Source organism: Sphingomonas sp. BL-S-29, from assembly GCF_055521495.1.
In genome coordinates, this window is record NZ_CM145482.1 from 1,184,703 (window position 1) to 1,204,929 (window position 20,227).

Annotated in this window: 20 protein-coding genes; 7 read left to right on the top strand and 13 right to left on the bottom strand. The window is 63.9% G+C overall.

The features are described from left to right. Window positions 1-173 precede the first annotated feature (173 nt). The 4 genes from ACZ1I2_RS05680 to ACZ1I2_RS05695 are packed head-to-tail and all read right to left on the bottom strand — an operon-like array spanning window position 174 to window position 4,045. Window positions 174-995, bottom strand: a complete 822-nt coding sequence (locus ACZ1I2_RS05680; protein ID WP_465174829.1) for an ABC transporter permease — start codon at window positions 993-995, stop codon at window positions 174-176. Between the two features lie 37 nt (window positions 996-1,032). Further along, on the bottom strand, window positions 1,033-1,878 hold the full coding sequence (locus ACZ1I2_RS05685; protein WP_465174828.1) for a phytanoyl-CoA dioxygenase family protein: 846 nt from the start codon (window positions 1,876-1,878) through the stop codon (window positions 1,033-1,035). A 20-nt stretch (window positions 1,879-1,898) separates the two neighbouring features. Continuing rightward, window positions 1,899-2,903, bottom strand: a complete 1,005-nt coding sequence (locus ACZ1I2_RS05690; protein WP_465174827.1) for a methyltransferase — start codon at window positions 2,901-2,903, stop codon at window positions 1,899-1,901. Beyond that, entirely contained in the window at window positions 2,900-4,045 is a 1,146-nt protein-coding gene (locus tag ACZ1I2_RS05695; RefSeq protein ID WP_465174826.1) for a cytochrome P450, read from the bottom strand. Before ACZ1I2_RS05695 ends, ACZ1I2_RS05690 begins: the two co-directional genes overlap by 4 nt. Before the next feature lie 283 nt (window positions 4,046-4,328). Here ACZ1I2_RS05695 and ACZ1I2_RS05700 point away from each other — a divergent pair, with 283 nt between their 5' ends. After that, window positions 4,329-6,263: a CocE/NonD family hydrolase gene (locus tag ACZ1I2_RS05700; protein ID WP_465174825.1), complete on the top strand. Its 1,935-nt coding sequence runs from the start codon at window positions 4,329-4,331 to the stop codon at window positions 6,261-6,263. 155 nt (window positions 6,264-6,418) lie between these two features. Here ACZ1I2_RS05700 and ACZ1I2_RS05705 read toward each other — a convergent pair whose 3' ends face one another. After that, window positions 6,419-6,847 (bottom strand): ribose-phosphate pyrophosphokinase, encoded by a 429-nt coding sequence (locus ACZ1I2_RS05705; RefSeq protein ID WP_465170646.1) that lies wholly within the window; start codon window positions 6,845-6,847, stop codon window positions 6,419-6,421. 410 nt (window positions 6,848-7,257) lie between these two features. Here ACZ1I2_RS05705 and ACZ1I2_RS05710 point away from each other — a divergent pair, with 410 nt between their 5' ends. After that, window positions 7,258-8,223: an acyltransferase family protein gene (locus ACZ1I2_RS05710; RefSeq protein WP_465181599.1), complete on the top strand. Its 966-nt coding sequence runs from the start codon at window positions 7,258-7,260 to the stop codon at window positions 8,221-8,223. A 644-nt stretch (window positions 8,224-8,867) separates the two neighbouring features. Here the strand turns inward: ACZ1I2_RS05710 and ACZ1I2_RS05715 are convergent. Genes ACZ1I2_RS05715 through ACZ1I2_RS05740 form a run of 6 tightly spaced genes read right to left on the bottom strand, consistent with a single transcriptional unit; the run spans window position 8,868 to window position 12,715 of the window. Further along, a complete protein-coding gene (locus ACZ1I2_RS05715) occupies window positions 8,868-9,107 on the bottom strand; it encodes a hypothetical protein (RefSeq protein ID WP_465174824.1) in 240 nt (79 codons plus the stop codon). 1 nt (window position 9,108) lies between these two features. Further along, on the bottom strand, window positions 9,109-9,345 hold the full coding sequence (locus tag ACZ1I2_RS05720) for a hypothetical protein (protein ID WP_465170642.1): 237 nt from the start codon (window positions 9,343-9,345) through the stop codon (window positions 9,109-9,111). After that, window positions 9,342-9,704, bottom strand: coding sequence for a tlde1 domain-containing protein (locus ACZ1I2_RS05725; RefSeq protein ID WP_465174823.1), 363 nt, complete (start codon window positions 9,702-9,704; stop codon window positions 9,342-9,344). Before ACZ1I2_RS05725 ends, ACZ1I2_RS05720 begins: the two co-directional genes overlap by 4 nt. Continuing rightward, complete coding sequence (locus ACZ1I2_RS05730) at window positions 9,704-10,009, bottom strand: hypothetical protein (RefSeq protein WP_465174822.1); 306 nt, start codon at window positions 10,007-10,009, stop codon at window positions 9,704-9,706. The genes ACZ1I2_RS05725 and ACZ1I2_RS05730 overlap by 1 nt, the downstream gene beginning before the upstream one ends. Next, window positions 10,009-10,311 (bottom strand): hypothetical protein, encoded by a 303-nt coding sequence (locus ACZ1I2_RS05735; protein WP_465174821.1) that lies wholly within the window; start codon window positions 10,309-10,311, stop codon window positions 10,009-10,011. Before ACZ1I2_RS05735 ends, ACZ1I2_RS05730 begins: the two co-directional genes overlap by 1 nt. A 10-nt stretch (window positions 10,312-10,321) precedes the next feature. After that, complete coding sequence (locus tag ACZ1I2_RS05740; RefSeq protein ID WP_465174820.1) at window positions 10,322-12,715, bottom strand: hypothetical protein; 2,394 nt, start codon at window positions 12,713-12,715, stop codon at window positions 10,322-10,324. 158 nt (window positions 12,716-12,873) lie between these two features. Here ACZ1I2_RS05740 and ACZ1I2_RS05745 point away from each other — a divergent pair, with 158 nt between their 5' ends. The 5 genes from ACZ1I2_RS05745 to ACZ1I2_RS05765 all read left to right on the top strand — a co-directional run bounded on the left by ACZ1I2_RS05745 (window position 12,874) and on the right by ACZ1I2_RS05765 (window position 19,265). Next, window positions 12,874-13,488, top strand: coding sequence for a class I SAM-dependent methyltransferase (locus ACZ1I2_RS05745; protein ID WP_465170638.1), 615 nt, complete (start codon window positions 12,874-12,876; stop codon window positions 13,486-13,488). 350 nt (window positions 13,489-13,838) lie between these two features. Further along, the gene (locus ACZ1I2_RS05750) at window positions 13,839-15,473 is read left to right on the top strand and encodes a hypothetical protein (RefSeq protein ID WP_465174819.1); all 1,635 of its coding nucleotides are present in this window, start codon (window positions 13,839-13,841) and stop codon (window positions 15,471-15,473) included. Then, complete coding sequence (locus ACZ1I2_RS05755; protein WP_465170636.1) at window positions 15,455-17,059, top strand: Dyp-type peroxidase; 1,605 nt, start codon at window positions 15,455-15,457, stop codon at window positions 17,057-17,059. Before ACZ1I2_RS05750 ends, ACZ1I2_RS05755 begins: the two co-directional genes overlap by 19 nt. Before the next feature lie 59 nt (window positions 17,060-17,118). After that, window positions 17,119-18,285 carry a cytochrome P450 gene (locus ACZ1I2_RS05760; protein WP_465174818.1) on the top strand — a complete coding sequence of 389 codons (1,167 nt, stop codon included), beginning with the start codon at window positions 17,119-17,121 and terminating at the stop codon, window positions 18,283-18,285. 41 nt (window positions 18,286-18,326) lie between these two features. Beyond that, the gene (locus tag ACZ1I2_RS05765) at window positions 18,327-19,265 is read left to right on the top strand and encodes a glutaminase (RefSeq protein WP_465174817.1); all 939 of its coding nucleotides are present in this window, start codon (window positions 18,327-18,329) and stop codon (window positions 19,263-19,265) included. A 5-nt stretch (window positions 19,266-19,270) separates the two neighbouring features. Here the strand turns inward: ACZ1I2_RS05765 and ACZ1I2_RS05770 are convergent, their stop codons facing one another. Both ACZ1I2_RS05770 and ACZ1I2_RS05775 read right to left on the bottom strand, forming a co-directional pair. Next, window positions 19,271-19,825 (bottom strand): virion core protein, T7 gp14 family, encoded by a 555-nt coding sequence (locus ACZ1I2_RS05770; RefSeq protein ID WP_465174816.1) that lies wholly within the window; start codon window positions 19,823-19,825, stop codon window positions 19,271-19,273. Next, window positions 19,825-20,223, bottom strand: coding sequence for a hypothetical protein (locus tag ACZ1I2_RS05775; protein ID WP_465170632.1), 399 nt, complete (start codon window positions 20,221-20,223; stop codon window positions 19,825-19,827). Before ACZ1I2_RS05775 ends, ACZ1I2_RS05770 begins: the two co-directional genes overlap by 1 nt. Window positions 20,224-20,227 lie beyond the last annotated feature (4 nt).

Consider the following 20,227-nt stretch of genomic DNA (forward strand, 5'->3'; position numbering starts at 1 on the left):
GGGCCTCAGGAACTGGGGTTTCGATTGCCGGCCTGACAGCTCGCCGACGATGTCACGCAGGCCGTAGAACAGCGCCTTCTTTAGGTCGCCGCAATATTTCTTGGAAAGGTTCGACACCGATAGAGCGGCCTCGTCGGCATGCAGGCCGACGGGGAAGGTGGCAACGTCCATGATCAGCCCAGCCTGCTGACGACGTGCGGTCGCGCCAGCCGGTACCAGAACCATGCGATCAGCAGCGCGGCCATGGCGATGGCGACCACAACGAAGAATCCAGTCGAGACATGCGCCCGGCCAAGCATCCAGATGCGGCCGGTAATGAGCAATGGCGCGACCGGATTGAGGTAGAGCAGGCCCTGGGCGGATATCGGATAGATGACCGGGGTCAGGAAGAACCACAAGGTCGTCACCAACGTGACCACCCGTCCGACGTCATCATACAGCATCCCAAGCGGCGCCAGCGCCAGCCCGATGGCGATGCCGAGCAGCACGAGCGCCATGACCCCGACTGGAATCAGCAGCATCACCGGCGCCAGCGGGACCCACCAGACGATGACCAGCATCGCCATCACGACGCGGATCGCGTTGTTGACCAGCACTTCCATCACCCCGGCGAGCAGGATTGCCTCATGAGGCACGCGGCTGCGGGTGATCAGCTGGCGCGCGGCGGTCAGGTGGAGCAACGGCGCATTGATCGCGTCGATGAAACATTGCCACAGGATCATCCCGGACAGAACGAACAGAGGGTAGGGCAGCTCGGTCGGCGGAATGCTGAGGATCCGCCGCGACTGGATATAGCTGCAGATCAGCGCGGTGCCGATGGCCGGCAGCAGCAGCCAGAGATAGCCGAGCAAGGTTCGCCGGTGCCGCACGCGCAAATTGCTGCGGAACAGCCGCCACGCGATCATGCCGGAAGCACGCAGATCAGCCATGGCCCTCGCGAGGAACTGGCGCGGCCGGCGCAGTTCCGGGGTGGCGGTGTAGACCACGTCTTCCATGACCGGGCTATGGCGCAATGGCTTCCGCAACGATAGCCTATCGGCCGATCAGGCGCCGGAACTGTTCCCGCGACACCGCCTGGTTGCGGTTCGGCACGAAGCCCAGGCTTTCCGCGATCCCCGCGCTTCCCGCCAGCCGATCGGCCACCGCAACCATCCCCGCGCCGTCCATCGCGAACAGCTCGAACCGGGCGCCGCCCCCGGCGCGATCGAGCGCATAGGTCACTGCGCGCGCTCCCTCGGGGATACAGGCGGAGGAGATTGCCGGGCGCGGCCGCGAGGACCGATTGGCGCGCGATCCGTGGATGGTCTTGTAGTCGAAGATCACCGCTTCACCCGCTGCGAGCGGGAGCGAGACCGACAGTTCGGTGAGCAGATCGCCATAGTCGGCAAAGAACGGCCGGACATGCGCGGCCTCGATATTGGGGACGAGCTTGTGGGTGCCGGGCAGCAAGGCGAGCGCGCCATTGCGGTCGTCGACATCGATCAGCGGGCACCAGATGTTGAGCGCGACCTGATCATTGTCCGGCAGCATGGTCCAGTCGCGATGCATCGACAGTGGCGCGGCGCCGGCCGGCTTCACCAGCAGGCCACCCGTCAGCATGCGATATCCAATGAGGACATGGCCAAGCGGCTCGCGCAGCGCGTCCTGCACGAAAGCCCAGGCCGCCTTGCGATAGGCGATATCGGGATCAAGCAGGCTGACATGATAAGCGTGATCGAGCGTCGACGTATTAGGCGTGAAGTCGAGCGCCGGCCTGATCGCCGGCAGCGCCGCGGCCAGCGCTGCCGCCGTTTCCGGCGAGAGCAGGCGAACGACGGTGTAGCCGTCACGATCGAAAGCGCGCTGCCGCTCGAGATCGGCGAAGATGCCTCGCGTCATCGCTTCCTCCGCGCCTCGTGTCATGTCGCCACCGCCTCGATAATGGCGATGTCGAGCGAAGTACGCACGATCCGCTCGATCCGGAAACCCGCCCGTGCCAGGAAATCGGCATATTCCCCGGCCCGGCGCACGCGTCCGTTGACGGTCGCGAGCAGAAGCAGGTCGAACGCCTTGCCTTCCATACCCTGATCGTCATCGGCGATCACGTCCTCAACGATCAGCAGGCGGCCATCCGGCGCCATCGCGCTGCGGCAATTCCCGACGATCTTCAGGGCCTGTTCCTCGGGCCAGTCATGCAGGACGTGCGACAGCAGATAGGCATCGCACCCGTTGGGCACCGCTTCGAAGAAATCGCCGCCCATGACCCGACAGCGCTCGTCCAGCCCGAGCCGCTGCATCGACGCACGGCCGGCCTCCGCATTGGCCGGCAGGTCGAACAGAATCCCCTCGAGATGCGGGTTCGCGAGCAGGACGGCAGCGAGGAGATTGCCGGCGCCGCCGCCGATATCGGCGATCCGGCGGATGGGGCCGAAATCATAGGCGGCAACGATCGCATCCGGCTCATCGCCATGGAAGCCGATCATCGTTTCGCGCACCTGCCGCGCAGTGTCGGCGCGGTCGTGATCGTACATTGCGCGCGGCCGGGCATCGAGCAGCGCCGAACGCCCCGTCTGCACGCTGTGGGAGAGTTTGCCGACCGCGTTCCACATGCCCGGCACCCCCAGCGCGCGGACGGCGCTGCGGAGATTGCTCGCATCGCTCGACCGCAGCGCCACACCGAGCGGGCCAAGCGAGAAGCGCCCGTCCGGTCCTTCCGCAAAGAATCCATGGCCGGTCAGGGAGCGCAGCAGTCGATAGACCGCGAGTTCGTCGGCGCCGCTTTCCCGCGCCAGTTCCGCCGCGGTCTTCGGCGCATGTTCCAGCATGTCGGCAAAACCAATGTCGGCGACTATCTGCACCGCGCGCGCCACGATATGGGCGCCGGCCAGGCCGAGCACCTGAGCACGGATGCTGCCGCCCGTCAAAGTCCCACCTGAAGGCTTTCCGGCGACAGCGCCGTCTCGGTCGCGAAATAGCGTATCTCGTCGAGCGGGCGGAGCGACCGCAGGGTCGATGAGCGGCGCAACAGGGTCGCGACCGCGATATTGACCGTCGCGCGGCCGATCTGCGCCCCGATACAGGCATGGGCGCCGGAGCCGAACGCGAAATGCCGGCTATTGCCCCGATCGAGCCGAAGCCGGTCGGCCTGCTCGAACTGCGCTGGATCGCGGTTGGCCGCGCTCAAGCACAGCCGAACCTCGGCGCCTGCCGGGATGGTCACCCCGTCAAGCTCGACATCGGCCCGCGCCACACGCGGCACCATATGCTCGGGCGGGTGGAGCCGCAGCACTTCCTCGACGAACGGCCGGACCAGGGTGGGATCGGTGCGGAGCGACTGCTGGTTCCGTTCGTCCTCGATCATGCGCAGGACCGCGCGGGCAATGACGCGCTGGGTTGTCGTGGTGCCGGCCAGCCACATCAGCCGGACGAGGCTCCGCGCCGACGCCTCGGGAACCTGCGCCTCGATCAGCGCGCCGAACATCGAGGAACGGTGTGCCATCGCATCGAGGCCCGTAATGAAATCGGCGAGAGGATCGGCTGTGTCCATGGAGCGCAGTTCGGCGGCGACGATATCCTCCACCCCCACCGCGTCGAGGCCGAGCAGGTCGGCGGTGATGCCCCGGCTGATCGGGATGCCAAAGTCGGAAACCATGTCCAGCTCGGGCCGTACCAGCGCATCGGCCAGCCGCGAGGCCGTTTCCTCCAACCGCGCCGTCACGGCGGGGGAGAAGAGCCTGGCGACCGTGCGTCGCATCGCCGTCTGTCCCGGCGGATCGGCGGCGAGCAGCACGGCGTCAACATCGCGATAGGGCGCGTTGGAGAAATGCTCGGGCCGCGCAAAGGCCGAGCGGACCGCCTCATGCCCCAGCACGATCCAATAATCGTGGCAGGGGAGGAACAGCACCGATCCCTCCCGCCGCAGCGCCTCGTAATACGGAAACGGATCGCCGACGACGAGCGGCGCGCGCAGGTCGATCGTCGCCGCCGAGAGGGGGGGCGCTGCCGGCGGCGGGCGACGCAACAGCGGCCGTACGCGGTGCGCGACGGCGGCGACATATCGCCTCATGGACCTTCCCCCTTTCGTTGCCCCCCGCCCAAGGCGACCCGCGGTCGGCCAGGGCAGCATATGCCCGCGATACTTCAGATGGTGTCGATATAGATCGGCCTGCCATCCCGCAACGCGCTGGGGAACGTGACGCCGTCACTGACATTTTTCAGTGACGCGATAGAGCGGGGCGCGGCGGCCGTCGCGGTCGGTTGGGGCATCACCGTTGCACCGGGTTGACACGGTGGAGCAGCCTTCGCCATTCCACACATTCGGGACACAAAATAACAAGGGACATTTGCTGATGCGGTTCGGGTTCGCGCTTCTCGCCACGACGCTCCTTTCCTCCATGGCGGTCGCTCAGTCGACGCCGACTGCCGAGCCAGCCAGGGATGTCTCGGCACCGGGCGGCGACATCCCGGCCAAATTCACGCCGCCCACCGCGAATTACAATTACGAGAAGCGCGACGTGATGATCCCGATGCGCGACGGGGTGAAGCTGCACACCGTCATCATCGTCGCCAAGGGCGCGAAGAACGCGCCGATCCTGCTGACCCGCACGCCCTATAATGCTTCGGGCCGCGTGGTGCGGATGGACAGCCCGAACATGATCTCGACGCTGCCCGAAGGCGACGAACTGTTCGTCAAGAACGGCTATATCCGCGTCTTCCAGGACATTCGCGGCAAATACGGCTCCGAGGGCGATTATATCGTCACCCGCCCGGTGATCGGCCCACTCAACAAGACCAAGACCGATCATGTCACCGACGCGTATGACACGATCGACTGGCTGGTGAACAAGGCGAACCTGCCCGAGTCCAACGGCAAGGTCGGCATGCTCGGGTCGAGCTATGAAGGCTTCACCGTCGTCATGGCGCTGCTCAACCCGCACCCCGCGCTGAAGGTCGCGGCGCCCGAGAGCCCGATGATCGACGGCTGGATGGGCGACGACTGGTTCCATTACGGCGCGTTCCGCCTGACCAATATCGGCTGGCTCGCCTCGCAGACCGGCTACAAGGCCGCCGGCAAGTCGGCGACGTCACCCGCCTGGGACGATTACGATACCTTCCGCAAGGTCGGCTCGGCGGGCGACTGGGCCAAGCAGTCGGGCTTCGACCAGCTGCCATACTGGAATCGCATGTCGCAGCACCCGGCCTATGACGAATTCTGGTCGGGCCAGGCGCTCGACAAGCTGCTCGCCGCCGCGCCCTCCAAGGTGCCGACCTTGTGGGAACAGGGCATCTGGGACCAGGAGGACATGTACGGCGCGATCCATGCCTGGGAGGAGCTCAACAAGGTCGGGCATGGCGGCAATAATTTCCTGCTGATGGGCCCGTGGCGCCATAGCGGCTTCAATTATAACGGCTCGTCGCTGGGTGTGCTCAAGTTCGAGGGGGACACCGCGCTCCAGGCCCGGCGCGACGTGCTGCTGCCCTTCTTCAACGCCTATCTGAAGGACGGCGCGCCCGCCTTCACCCCGCCAGCGGTGACCTTCTACAATACCGGCGAGAACAAATGGGACCGGTTCGACAAATGGCCGCTCGCCTGCGACACCGGCTGCGCCGCGCCGATGAAGCCGATCTACATGGCGGGCGACTGGGGCCTCAGCTTCGACAAGCCCGTGGTCGGCGACGACTCCTATGTCTCCGACCCCGCCAAGCCGGTGCCGCATCTGCCGCGCCCGGTGAATTTCGGCGATGGCCGCTGGCAGAGCTGGCTGGTGAGCGACCAGCGCCACGCCGACGGCCGCCCGGACGTGCTGACCTATGAGACGCCGGTGCTGACCAGCCCCGTCACCGTGTCGGGCGTGCCGATGGCGGACATCTATGCCAAGACGACCGGCACCGACGGCGACTTCGTGGTGAAGGTGATCGACGTCTATCCGGACGAAGTCGCGACCGACAAGACGATGGGCGGCTATCAGCTCGCGGTCAGCCTCGACATCTTCCGCGGCCGGTATCGCGACAGCTTTTCCAGGCCGAGCGCGATCCCGGCGGGCAAGGTGCAGCGGTACAAGTTCCGCCTGCCCGCGGTGAACCATGTGTTCCAGCCGGGCCACAAGATCATGGTCCAGATCCAGTCGAGCCTGTTCCCGCTCTATGACCGCAACCCGCAGACTTATGTGCCGAACATCTTCTATGCGAAGAAGACCGACTACAAGAAAGCGACCGTGACGATCGAACGCGGCGGCGCGACGCCGAGCGCGGTGTGGCTGCCGGTGGTGTCCGGGGCGGAGTAACCGCCTGCGCCGCCGGCGGACAGATCGCAGCCTGCGCCCGGCTCGGCGCGCGCCTGGCCAGGGGCGACGGTGTTCCGAAGGACGGGGCCGGCGCACATCCGCGGGCTTGAACGGATGATCGGGCGTTCCGGGACTGCCCGCCGTCACGCCGGTGCTTAGTCGCGCGACGCTCGATTTTCCGATGACCACCAGGCGAAAACCTCCTCCTGCAACCCGCGCACGAACGCCAGCGCCTCCCCGCCCGTCCAGGGACCATCATAGCCATGCCGCATGGCGATGCCGCCGACCCACCAGCCCTGGCCGGGCAGCCCGTCGGATTCGCGGACGACCAGCACCGCCAGTCCCGGCTCGCCCGCGGCGGCGCCCGCGCTGTCGATCGCGTCGAGCGTCTTGCATACGGCACGCATTTTCGGCCGGGTGAACCGGTGACCCAGCTCGGCCAGCAAATGCGAATAGCTGATCGGCTCGCCAGCTTTGGCCGAGGCGATCAGGATGGCACGGACGCGCGCCACGTCGCCGATCGCATCATCGGCGGGAGAGGGCGGGTGGGCCGGGCCGTCCAGGGCAGTGCGCGGTTTGCTCATCACCGTGGATGATGGCGCATCGCGTTTCGCTTCGCGAGGGCCTATTGTTCGGGCACATCGATTGCAGATCGGGCAATCGACGCGGCCAATTCCTTGTGGGGATATGGCAGCCATTATGCCGCCGAGCGAGTTGGTCCGGGGCGTGCGCAGGCGGCCCGCGAAACGACCTGATAGCCAGCCGCGGCGTCCGGCCATTCCTGACATTCGAACGGTAGCTCTTTGACAAAACGGGGAAGCGGCTCGATACATTAGCGTAATTTCGAGAGGGGGCTCCACACATTTTGTCGACTGCTGGTATTGTAGCGCCCTTATTGGAAGGCGACCCGATAGCTGGACATGCCCGCGGCTACGTTTTTGGACTGGACGTAGTGCGCGCGACTGCTGTCTCGTTGGTCGTCCTATCCCACTTGGTGAACGGCGGAGAACCGCTGGGTACGGCGGGCGTAGAACTGTTCTTCGTGCTCAGTGGCTATCTCGTTGGCGGAATCTTCCTGCGCGCGATCCTTCAGCCGACCGATGAATATTGGTCCATTCTGTTGCGATTCTGGAAACGCCGTTGGGCGCGAACGATCCCGAACTATGTGCTATTCCTCTTCGTCTGGCTGATCGTATGGGGTCCGGTGCAACTCTCAGCGACGGATCTCGGGTTATACGTCCTGTTCTTGCAGAACTTCGCCTGGGCACCCAGCCCATTTTATATAACGTCGTGGAGCCTGACGGTCGAAGAGTGGTTCTATCTCATTATTCCCGGAGCGACGGTGGCGACGCTTAGCCTGACTCACCGACCATTCGTATCTCTCGGCATTGTCTGTGTGTTTATTGTGGTCATCTCCACTGTTCTCAGGGGTTTCGCCGTCATTAATGATGCCAATTTGGGCATGCGAATGGTTGTCATCTACCGTCTCGACGCTCTCGCGATTGGGGTCCTCGCTGCTATGCTCTCTCACGCGAGGCCCCATCGCTGGCAGGCTGTGGGTAACCTGTGGCCAGTCGCAGCAGCGCTGTTCGCGGGACTGTGCCTCGGTCTGATCATATATCGCGCAACCTTGTCCGGACTTACGGCGAGCGCCGTGTTCTTGGCATTGCCGTTTACTGCTTGCGTGCTTTTAGCGAGGTCAGTCGAGCTCAGAGACAGAAAAGGTCCGCTTTCTGCTTCGATAAAGAAGCTCAGCCAGTGGTCATATTCGATATATCTTAGCCACTCTCCGATTCTCATGACCGTCTACGCTGTGACGGGATACGTAAATTACTCGACCGTAGGTAAGCTCGGGATTAAACTTTTGGGGCTATTGCTGACCCTTGCCATTTCTGCATCGGTGTTCATTTGGTTTGAGCGGCCGCTGCTCGATAGGTTGAGCCCACGCGACAAGGCCTAGCACTCGCTTGCCTTTCGCGCCGCCGTACATCTGGGCGAAGGTCAGGCCAGCGGAATCCTGACGCGCTATGGACCGGTCGAGGTGGTAGTTTTACGGGTCTGATGCAACTGTACCTGTGACGGCCGCGGGCGTATGCTAGCCGGCGTTGCATGAGTGAGGAGAATCGTAATTCAGGTCGGAGCGTTGAACCCGACGGGGGAAGCTAGCGCGCCGGTAAGCCCCGCGACCATGTCCCTTGTCGTCCTGTTTGTATTGGCCACCCTCATTGTGATTCCGTGGTTAATTCTGAAGTACCGGGGACGAAAGACCCGTGATCACCGTCGTGCCGGTAGAAGGCAAAGGATCGACCTGTTCGACGAGGATCGACAGTGACGTTGAAGCCGCTATTCGCTGCTTTCGTACGGGCTTGGGAAGCGCCGGCGCACCAATACCGACAGGACGCAACAGTCGAGCGCGAGCGACGCGGGGCGGGATTATGCGAAGAGTGTGGTGAGAGGCCGGCGTCGACAGGGCCGATCTATAGAAGTCGCTACTGTGAGATTCATCGTGTTCTGGATTATCCCTGAACCGCGTTCTTTACCAAGCATGACGGCAAATTCGGTGGAGCGATCCTGGATATGATTGCATCGGGCGGCGGTGCGATCTCAGGGATGATCGGCAAGCGCCGGATGCGGGCAGGCATCAACCGCGGCGAGCGTCGTTTTCGCGCCGTCGATTGCAGCCTGTCGCGCGACCAGGTCTTTGATCGATCCAGCAGCATTGATCGTCGTGACGGCCGAGAGCCGGACCGACACCTGGTGTGAACAGACATAGCTCGAGAGATTGCGATCGGAGACGCACGCGGAAAGAGCGAGCAGGCCACCAAGGAAAAAGAGGACTTTCAAGTCACTGGTCCTTTGTCGTGAGGTTGACGTCGCCGCCATCGGTCGCGGCGACGGAGGATCGGGAGGTCGGGATGCGCAGGACGCCGATCAGGCCCCCGGTGATCGTGCCAAGGCCGAAGGTTTCCATTTTTCCAATGACGGCGTCGCTGGCGATGCCGGCTAGCACCGCGACCGTGAAGACGATCACCAGCGCGCCGAGCGTCGACAGATAGGCTATCAGCTGCTCACGTGGCGTCATTTCACTACCTCGAGGTCGTGATCCTCGCTTGCCCACATGCGCTCTCGGATGGCTCGCGGCAGGATAATGCAGCCATGACTCGCGGACTGGTTGCCCAGGCGATTGTCGCCGTGGATCCGGAAAGCGGTGCGGCCCAGCGGGTCAGTGCCCGGCGCGGGCTCCAGCACGATCGAGAACGGCCCGGTATTCGGGCTGTCCCGGACCTCCGTCAGGCGCCACCGGCCGCGCGGTATCGGGCCGATGCTCGACCTGTCCTGCAGCGCTGGATTGTTCACGCCGCGGCTGCGGCCCGAATAGCCATTCGACACGAACGTGCCATCCTTCCAGAGTTCACCGGCGGACTGGTCCCATCTCCACATCACATTTTCCCTTTCAGCAGAGCCCACAGCGCGACGCCCGCCGTCGCCAGCCATCCGATCACCGGCGACTTGAGCAGCCAGCCGCCGAAGCCCATGGCGCCATCGCGCCGGTTCTTGTCCGCCTCGAGCTTCGCAACCCGCTCTTCGAGATCCTTGATCTTTGCGGGCAGGCCGGCGGCCCCGCCGCGCCATTCTGTCAGGCTGTCGATCTTTGCAGCCATGTTGCTGACGTTGTGAATGAGCTCCCGTAGCTGACCCTTCATCTCGCCCAGCATCATTCCCGTAGTGTCCATGTGATCGGCCATCAGCTGAGCACTTCATCGAGCGCGGCGCCCACGCTATTCATGTTGGCAGCCCCATCCGCCTCGATTTGCGCAAGCAAACCTTCGCGATCGGCGCTCTTGGCAATCACCGCAGCCTTCACCTGGTTGACCTGATCGTCGAAGAATTTCTGCAGACCAGGGCTGTCCACGTTCGGCGCGGTTTCCTTGTCGCGCGTGTAGACGATAGCCCGCTCACCCTCGGGGCCGAAAGCGAGTGCATGCGCATCCTCGAAAAGGATGTTCTGGGGCCGCCACAGCGCCTTAAAATCCTGAATCGTCTTCATTGCAGTTCCCTCAGATACCCGCGTCAACCACGGCGCCGGCCACGTTCACCATCGTGACACTATCCGGCAGCGTGCAGGGACGGCCGAGCGCCAACATCGCCGCCCGAACTTGCGCCCGCGTCTTGCCACCAAACCCGATCCGAATGGCGGAGCCGTCGCAATAGATGCTGTTGGGCCAGCTGTTCCATGTATTGAACGCCCACATGTCGCCAATTTTCGTATTGTTGATCAGGATCAGATCGCAGCGCGCATTATTGGGATAAGTAGATTCATCTTGATAGAACGTAAGCTTGCGCGTCTGCACGCCGACAGTGGTGCCAATGAAGGTGATATCCTGAAAATTGTCGAGGATCAGCGTAGGCCACTTCCCTCCTCCAAGAGGGGTAAGTTTGAAAAGCACTGTGTATCGGAAGAAAGGTGATGCCTGGTTTGTATTCTTCGCGTTGACCGTGAAATCCTTGAAGTGATAGACGGTCGCGAAGTTGTCGTAGACATCGAGGAAGGCGCCCGACAGGTTCATGGGCTCCCAGCTTCCGCCATTGATAAAGCAACGTCGTGAAGAGAAGCCGCCCACGAAGCCGCTTCCCCCGACCATGTCGATGCCGCCATTGGCGTAGAAGCCTTCTTCAAGGAAACCCTTGCCGATATCCACGTCGTCGAACTTTATGCCCTGTAGGCAATTGGTTATCTTCGAACGGCGATCTATGACGATCCGGTACAAGCCGTCATTGGGCGAGCCACCGTGCCCATAGACGCCGCCGCCGCCGAAGTTAGCAATCTCGAACTCACCCACCCGCACCGTCTGATGGCGCTGGTTGGTATTGGTGAACATATGCAGGCCAGCGCCGAACGTCATGCCATAGTTGGCGGCATAACTTTCGCCTTCGACCGGGCGGCCGATCGCCTTGAACTTGCCGATGTAATTGCGCGGGCCAACTCCGGCGTGCGCACCGCAATCGATATGTTCCGCGCTCTGGAAAGTCGGGATGATCCCGTCCTGCACGATGAAAGAGAGGTTGTCCTTGGCGGACCCCCCGATAATCCTCAGATGGCCATGGTCGCCGCCATAGAAGGTCGCGCCGGACTGGGCGTCCGAAAGTCGGAGCGCTTTGCCATTGGGGTTGCTCCCGTCTGGCAGGTGAACAGCGAGCCGGACATTCTTGGAAACCGACCCCGTGGTTCGAATATCGCCCGCCGTCGAACTGATTTGATTGATGCCCCAACTCCCGGCGGTTGCCTCGATCAGCGCATCATTCGCCGCGACGTTCGCGTTGTTCGTGATCCAAGACAGTGGGGCTGGCGGATTTTCGTCATTGTCGCTGTGATCGAGATACATCCTCCCCTTGTAGCTGCTCGCCTGCTCGATGCCGCTCGTCACAGGCGCGGACAGCAGCGTCGCCGTCGTTTCCCACGTGTAGGTTTTGCCGGATACGAGAGTCCAAGTCTTGCCGCTCAAATCCTGCCGTGCATCGATCAGGGGAGGCAGATCACCCGATCCATAGTTAAGGATATTGCGCGACGTCGTAGGAGAGGAAGAGACGGCATAGACGCCGCTGTCCGCGCCGCCAACTGCCCGTGCCACGTGCCGCTGACCACCGGCCAATAGGATCGCCGTGCCGGGTCCAGTATATTGCGCATACGCCCGCGCCAGCCCCTTTAGCGGTGCCGCATAGGTGCCCGTTGTACGGGTATCGTCACCGCTCTGGTTGTTGACGTAGCAAGCCGGCTGGATGGTTTTCAGATGCTCAGGCCAGACCGCGCGGGAATAGTCATAAGAGCCGGGATCGAAGAACGCGGCAGAAAGCGCCGATGCCGCCGCTGCGGCGGCGCTGGCCTCGGCGTTGTCGGCGAAGTCGGGCGCGGCGAGGATGGGGGCGAGGTTGTCCGCGATCGTTTCGAGATCGTTAGCCATGGCCGCGATCGTGCCGAGGTCCGACGCGGTCGCCGGAATGGCTATCGGGTCACCGTCCTGGTCGAAGCCGAGCAGGGCTTCTGCCCGGTCCTCGGCGGAAGGAATGGTGAGACCGTCCTCGCCCCGCGGCACCTTGAGCGAGCGGTCTGCCTTGTCCTTGGTTACGAGGTCGCGAATTGCCGCGCGCCGATTGATTGTGTTCACCGTCGAAAGGTTATAGGCGCCCTGATCGGCAAACTCGCTGGCCTGGAGGAAGTCCGGCTCGGAAACGATGAGGATCGCCGCCCCACTGGCCGGGGCCGTGGTGAAGGTCACCGTGCCGGAAACGTCCCCGAAGGCGACCGAAAAGTCAGCGCCATAGGCCTTGCGGATCCCATCGACATAGACGCCGACGTCCGTCGCGGCGACGACCGAGAAGTTGAAGGTGAAATCGGTTTTCGAGCCGGTCCCAAACTGGGGGGCGCTCGAAACATTCGGACTGATTGCGGCCACGCGACATCTCCTGTGATGAAGGAGGCATAAGGGGTGCGGGGAAAGGTTTGAATCGATCCGCGGATTGTCCGAAGCTCGGCAACCGCTACGGTTATAAGCGAGGCTAAGATGCTAGAACCCCGCTTTTGCATTGCTCATCGCTCTGATATCGTCGGCGGATGAACAAGCCTGCAGATTATAATTGGACCGGGGCGCCAGTTCACACCGCCACCTATCTTCACGAAATCGTTCTGAGTGAGGCTCGGCAGGCTCACGCCAGAACTATCCTTGATGTCGGGTGCGGGAATGGGCAGCTCGTCGCGCGGCTCCTGGAAGAAGGCTTTGATGCCATGGGCGTCGACGGCGACGAGGGTGGCGTCAGCGTTGCGCGCGGAATGTTCCCGTCGATACGGTTCGACGTCTCCCTTTTCAGCGATACGCCGCCGGGGACGTTTGACATGGTCTGTTCGACTGAGGTTGTCGAGCATCTCTACGCCCCGCACGAACTGGCCCGATATTGCTTTGATTCCCTTAATCCGGGGGGAAAGCTTGTCATTAGCACGCCGTATCATGGTTATTTGAAGAACCTGGTGCTGTCGCTGGCCGGAAAATGGGACAGCCATTTTACCGCGCATTGGCACGGCGGGCATATCAAGTTCTGGAGTCGGAAAACGCTAAGCAAGCTTCTCGCCGATGCTGGATTCGAAGTGGTGCGGTTTCGAGGGACCGGTCGCTTTCCTTTCCTGTGGAAAAGCATGGTCCTTGTCGCCCACCGGCCGCTCGCGCACGGATAGTCGCTGGGCTGGAATTTTCGCATCCGTCACGCCGGCGATGCCGACCCGGTTCCGCTCCGTGGGGACTGTCGGCATCTCAGCGTGCCGATCGTGTATTTGCGGGAAGTGGCGGCCATGCGCTCCTCCTGAGTTCAGGAGGGGCTTAGGGCGGGGACGGCGTAGGTTGAATCAATCGGCGCCAGCCGGAGATAGATCCAGAATTCGACCTATTATTGCGTTTGTCTGTGCGTCCTCCAAAGCTGTGACATAGTAGAAGGCCGAGTCGGGAGCGAAACGTTCGGGGCGGGAACGGTTCCTTAGGTCTATGTCGTCCAGACATGGGCGGTGGCACGAAGATGGGGAGCGGCCGGATGCGACAAACGACTTTGTCCGTGGCGCTGGAGGTCAAGCCGGAGAGCCATGACAAGCTCTCCGCCCTGATCGACCGGCTGCACGACAGCGGCAGCACGACGGGCACGGCCGGCGACTATGCCGGCTTCATGGCCGGCGTGCCCTCGGTCCATTTCCTCTCGATGAGCGTGTTCCCCGGCGAGGATTATGATCCGCTGTTCGTGCTCGAGGCCAATTTCGACGGCAGGCCGAGCGTGTTCTGGGGCCAGCTCGAGGCAGCGATCGGGGCCGATCTGCGCGCCATGCTGCGCTGCTGCAAGCGTCCGCTCGATCCGTGCGGGCCGCTCTACGACGCGGTGACCGCGCCCGACTCCCGCGCGCCGGTCGCCCCCTATTTCCAGGCGCGCTCGCTCGAACCAAGCGTCTATCATCACGGCAATCGCGGCATGACCCGCGACCGGATTCTGACCGAGCGCGACCTGTTCCGCGCCACCCGGACCGAGATCGCGACCGCCAATGGCGCGGGTCCCAGCCCTTATCGCGGCGAGGTGACGCCGGTCGAGATCCACCGCCATCTCCGCTCGGCGTTGCTGCCGGCGTTTCCCTGGCTCACCGAGCGCGCGCCGGCCCGCGTTCCGTTCCTCACGCGTTGCGGCGATTATCTGAAGGTGGCTGGCTTCGCCCTGCTCGTCTTCCTGGCGCTCGCGCTGCCGGGGCTGATCCTCGCACCGATGATGCCGGACAACCGCTTCTACCTGCTGCTCGCCTTCGGCATCCTCTATTGCGGCATCCGCCTCTACATGATCCGCGAGCCGCTTCCCGGCACTGACACGGCCGGCAAGTTCAACCTGATCAGCGCGCTGTTCAAGCCGCAGACCCTTATCCTGATCCTGGTCGGCGGCATCCTTTATGCCGTGCTCGCCCCGCTGATCACCATCACCATCTCGCTGATGACCGGCCTGCCGCTGGCAGAGGCAAAGGATCATGCGCCGCGCATCACGCTGTTCGGCGTGCTCAGCGTGCCTTTCTCCGTGCTGCTGATCCTGTGCTGGCTGCGCTGGCTCGAACGGCGCGATTCCTCGCAGGATGCGCCGCCGATCGACGAGGAGATGGTGCGCCAGATGGCGCAGCGCGAGGACTGGATTCCGCAGAACCATATGGGCTCTGTCGTGCTGATCAAGCCGGGCGTGCTGCGCACGCTCATCGTGCGCGCCGGCCATCACGGGCTCGGCCTGGTGCTGCGCGCCATGCCAAACAGCGGCATTCGCGGCTATCTCGGCAGCATGCGCACGGTGCATTTCGCGCACTGGGCGTTCGTCAACAATGGCAGCCGGCTGATGTTCTTCAGCAATTTCGACCAGAGCTGGGAAAGCTATCTCGATGATTTCATCGAGAAGGCGCATGTCGGCCTGACCCTTGCCTGGGGCTGCGGCGTGGGCTTTCCGGCGACCCGTTTCCTCATCCAGGACGGCGCCAGCCACGGCCGCAAGTTCAAGGCCTGGGCGCGGCATTCCATGGCGGTCAGCCGCTTCTGGTACAGCGCCTATAGCGACCTGACCGTCGACCAGGTCGAACGCAACAACCGTATCGCCAACGGCCTGCGCAAGCCGTCGCTCAGCACGAAGGAGGCGTCCGCGTGGATCAACGACCTGTGAGCGGGACGCCGCGGAAAAAACCGCCGAGCTGGCAGTTGAAGGCGCCGCACTGCACCCTGACTCAGGGCCTGGTGGTCAGCGGCTTCGCTTCCTTGCCGACCGGGCGGGCGCTGTTTCTCGAATTCACCTGGAAGGGGAAGGGCAGCGGCGCCTGGCTCAAGACGGTGGAGCAACTCGCCCCCGTCACCGACGCCGATGGGCGCGACGCGCGGGCGACCGCCATCGCCTTCGCCTATGCCGGCCTGGAAAAGATGAACCTGCCGAAGTCGGCGCTCGAATCCTTCGCGGCGCCATTCCGCGAGGGCATGTTTCAGGAGGACCGGCTCCGTCGTCTCGGCGATCGGCGCAAGGGCGAGTGGCTCGGCACCGTCATCGAAGGGGGGCCGAAATGGAGCTCGAACGCGCGGCAACGCGGCGCCCTCACCACGGTCGAGGAAGCCCAGTCGAGTGCCAAGACCTCGACTGGGCACCGCGAGGAACAGATCGTCACGCCGATCACCGTCCACGCCCTGCTGCTGCTCTACGACAAGGATGAGGACAGCGCCGAGGCCTGGGCCGAACAGGTCGAGGCGGCATTGAAGCCGCACGACATTCAGGTGGTCCATCGCCTGCCGCTCGATCTTCGCCCCGACGACAAGGGCGTCGCGCGCGAACATTTCGGTTTTGCCGACGGCATTTCGCAGCCTGTCCCCTTCGATGACGACGCAGTCGTGCTCAACACCGGGGCGCCCGCGGTGCGCGATTACTGGAACGGGGTCCCGCTCGGCGAGATCCTGTTCGGCCACACCAACGGCCATCACGAAAAGGCGCCCGGGCCGGTCGTGCCCGACGATGACAAGGGTCAGGCCGCGGGCCTGCCACCGCACCCGCTGGCGGAGGGTTTCCTCGATTTCGGGCTCGACGGCAGCTACATGGTCGTGCGCGAGCTGAAGCAGGATGTCGTCGCCTTCTGGCAATCAATGCGCGACAATGCCGCGCACATCCGCGCGCGCGATCCGGAAGGCTCGGCGCATGTCACCACTACCTGGCTTGCCGAGCGCGTGGTCGGCCGCAACACCAAGGGCGATCTTCTCTGTCCCGCCGGCTATCTGCAGCCCGACGCCTATGACATGCCGGACAATGATTTCGGCTTTTTCGACCGCGACCTGCACGGTGTGGGCTGCCCGGCCGGATCGCATGTGCGCCGCTCCAACCCGCGCGACGGTCTCGCGCCGACGCCGGCCGACAAGCAGACCCTGCTCGATGCGGCGAACAACCATCGCATCCTGCGCCGCGGCCGCAAATATGGCGCGACGATCAGCGTGCCGCCCAAGGAGGACGGGGTCGACCGCGGGCTGCTCTTCATTTGCCTCAACACCGACATCGCCCGTCAGTTCGAGTTCGTGCAGCAGACCTGGCTGCTCAACCCGAACTTCGCGACCCTGTTCGACGAGACCGATCCGCTGGTCGGCCCCAAGGGCAAGATGACGATCCGCGAAAAGCCGCTGCGCCGGATCGTCGATGTCGACACCTTCATCCGCATGGCGGGCGGGGACTATTTCTTCCTGCCGAGCATGCCGGCCCTCCAGTATCTGGCGCTGCTATGAGCATCCTGTCCTCAACCCAGGTATTGCGGCCGGGGCCGAAGGGCCTCAAGCGCTGGCTCATGACGAAGGCGATGGCGGCGATGCCGTTCTTCTTCAGGCTGCTGCGCTGGCTGAAACCCATCCCCCATTTCGGCAAGACCTATGTCGCGACGCGCTATGACGATGTACGCGAGGTATTCGCGACCGATCCGGCCTTTGGCGTGATCTACAAGGACAAGCTCGACGTCATCATGGGCGGCGAGCCCTTCTTCCTCGGCATGGCGAACACGCCACAATATCAGGCGGACACCGCCGCAATGCGCAAGGTCGTGCGTCCGGGCGATCTTGCCCGCCTGGCGGCCGATGTCGAGGCGCGGGCGGAGGCGATCGTGGCCGGAGCGGGAGGCCGGGTCGAGGTGGTCGACACGCTGGTCCGGCGCGTGACCTTCGATTTCATCGCCGCCTATCTTGGCGTGCCCGAGCCCACCGGCGGCGACCTGCGCGTCTGGGGTACGCGCCTGTTCGAATATCAGTTCGTGGCGAGCGACGAGCCGCTGGTCGAAGAGGTCAAGGTGATCGCCCCGGCGCTACGCGCGCATATCCAGGGCCAGATCGAGCAACGCCGGGGGAAACCCGTTGCCGACGACGTTCTGGGCCGCTGTCTTAAACTGCAGGAGGCGGGCGAGCCCGGCTATAGCGACGCGCAGATCCGCACCGCGCTGATGGGCTTCATCGTCGGTGGGCCGCCTCAGCCGCCGATGGTCGTGCCGCAGGCGATGGAGCAGTTGCTGCGCCGCCCCGATGCATTGAAAGGCGCCCAGGCGGCGGCGCGGGCCGGTGACGATGTGCTGCTGGCCGGCTATGTTCGTGAGGCGATGCGCTTCGATCCGCTCGCCCCCGGCCTGCCGCGGATCGCGCTTGAGGACTGGACGATCGCCAGCGGCACGAAACATCAGACCCGCGTTCCGGCCGGGTCGACGGTGATCGCCGCGTTCGCCTCGGGCATGCGCGACGGCCGCCGCGTGCCCGATCCGGAGCGCTTCGATCCGCGCCGGTTGCCTCACGAATATATCCATTTCGGCTATGGGCTGCATCAGTGCTTCGGCATCCACATCAACAATGCCACGCTCCACCTGATGCTCAAGCCGCTGCTGAAGCGCCAGAATCTGCGCCGGGCGCCGGGTGTGGCGGGCAAGCTACGCAAAAGCGGCGCTTTCGCTGAATCGCTGACGGTGGAGTTCGACTGAAGCTGCGTGATTATGCGGGCCGGGCTCGCTAACAACGCCTGATGGCTTCCCTCGAAACGATCGTCGCCGATATCGCGGCCGAAATGGCGGATGCGCCCGACCGCGGCATCGTGGCCGATTATATTCCGGGCCTTGCCGGGATCGACCCGAAGAAGTTCGGGATCGCGGTGATCGAGGCGGATGGCACCAGCCACAGGGCAGGCGATGCCGACGAACCCTTCTCGATTCAGAGCATTTCCAAGGTGTTCAGCCTAACCCTCGCGCTCGGCGCGATCGGCGACCGGCTGTGGGACAGGGTCGGGCGCGAGCCGTCGGGCAGCGCGTTCAATTCGATCGTCCAGCTCGAGACCGAATCCGGCATCCCGCGCAACCCGTTCATCAATGCCGGCGCGATCGTCGTCGCCGACATGATCCTGGGCGCGCACGAGCCGATCGAGGCGATCGGCGAGATATTGCGCTTCGTGCGGTCGCTGGCGGACGATGACAGCATCTTCATCGACGAACGCATTGCACGGGCAGAACAGGACACTGGATTCCGCAATTTCGCGCTGGCCAACTACATGCGCGCCTTCGGCAATATCCGCCAGCCCGTCGAACGGACGCTGGGCGTCTATTTCCACCAATGCGCGCTGGCGATGAGCTGCCATCAGCTCGCCCGCGCTGGCGGCTATCTGATGGCGGGCGGCGTCAACCCTGCCACCGGCCATTCGATCGTCTCCGCGCAACGCGCGCGGCGCATCAACGCGCTGATGATGACCTGCGGCCATTATGACGGCTCGGGCGAGTTCGCCTATCGCGTCGGCCTGCCGGGAAAGTCGGGCGTCGGCGGCGGCATCCTGGCGATCGCGCCGGGCAAGGCGTCGATTGCGGTATGGTCGCCGGGACTCAACGCGCGTGGTACGTCGCAGCTGGGGGCATTGGCGCTCGAGCGGCTGGTCCAGCGAACTGGCTGGTCGGTGTTCGAGGCTCCGACCGAGTAGGGGGCTTAGCCGTTGTTTGACGCCCCCCGGCCCTCATCGCGAAAACGCGGCGCTTTCTTGCCGAATGGGTTCTTCATCCCCGCAACCTGGGACGCTCCACCCAGCGCCGTCGACAACCCATCGAAAATCCCCTTCATCACCGCACCGCTCGCCTGCGCCCGGTTCGCCGACGCCTGGGACCGGTAGTTGAACGCGTTGATGTCGAAGCCGCGCGTGCGTTCGTTGCCGCCCTTGTAGATCTGGCCGATATCCTCGGCGCCGATCATCGCGGTGTCCTTCTGGATGGTCACGGGTGATCCGAAATTGAGGTCGACGCCATTGGCGGCCATCGCCGCGGTCTGCGCGCCCTTCATCTGCGCGATCTCGCGATAGCGGCGCTGCGCCTCGATATTGGTGTTATCGATCGAATCGCGCGCCTGCTCATTGGCGAGGCGCGCATTCTGATCGGCGATCTGCGCCTGATAGCGATATTGCTGCGCCTGGCCGATGCCGGCGGTCACGGCGCCGATGGACGAAATGGCGGTCGAGGCGATCAGCAGGGCTGTGGTGGGTTCGCACATCAGCGGCGCTCCTGGGAAAATTGGATAAAGCGGGTGCCGGCGATCATGATCGGCTCCTTTCCGATGGTGAAGCCGATCCGTTTCAGGAAGCGGACGGCGCGGTGATTGTCCTCCGCTACTAGATTCTCCAGCACGGGAGTTGAATCGAACATCGCCGACAGGATGCGCGGCCCCCAGCGCAGCATCGTTCGCGGGTGCCGGTAGACCGCGTCGCTGCCGAGCATCCAGGGCGAACCTTCGCCGCACAGCGCATTGGTCACCACCAGCCCGACCATTGCCTCGGGTCGCCCGTCGACCATCGCGGTCAGGCACAGCGAGGACGACAGCAGCCCCGCCCGCAACGCCTGGCGCGGCGTATGTCCCATCGCCGCGCATTCGGTCACATCGGCCGCGCGCATCCGT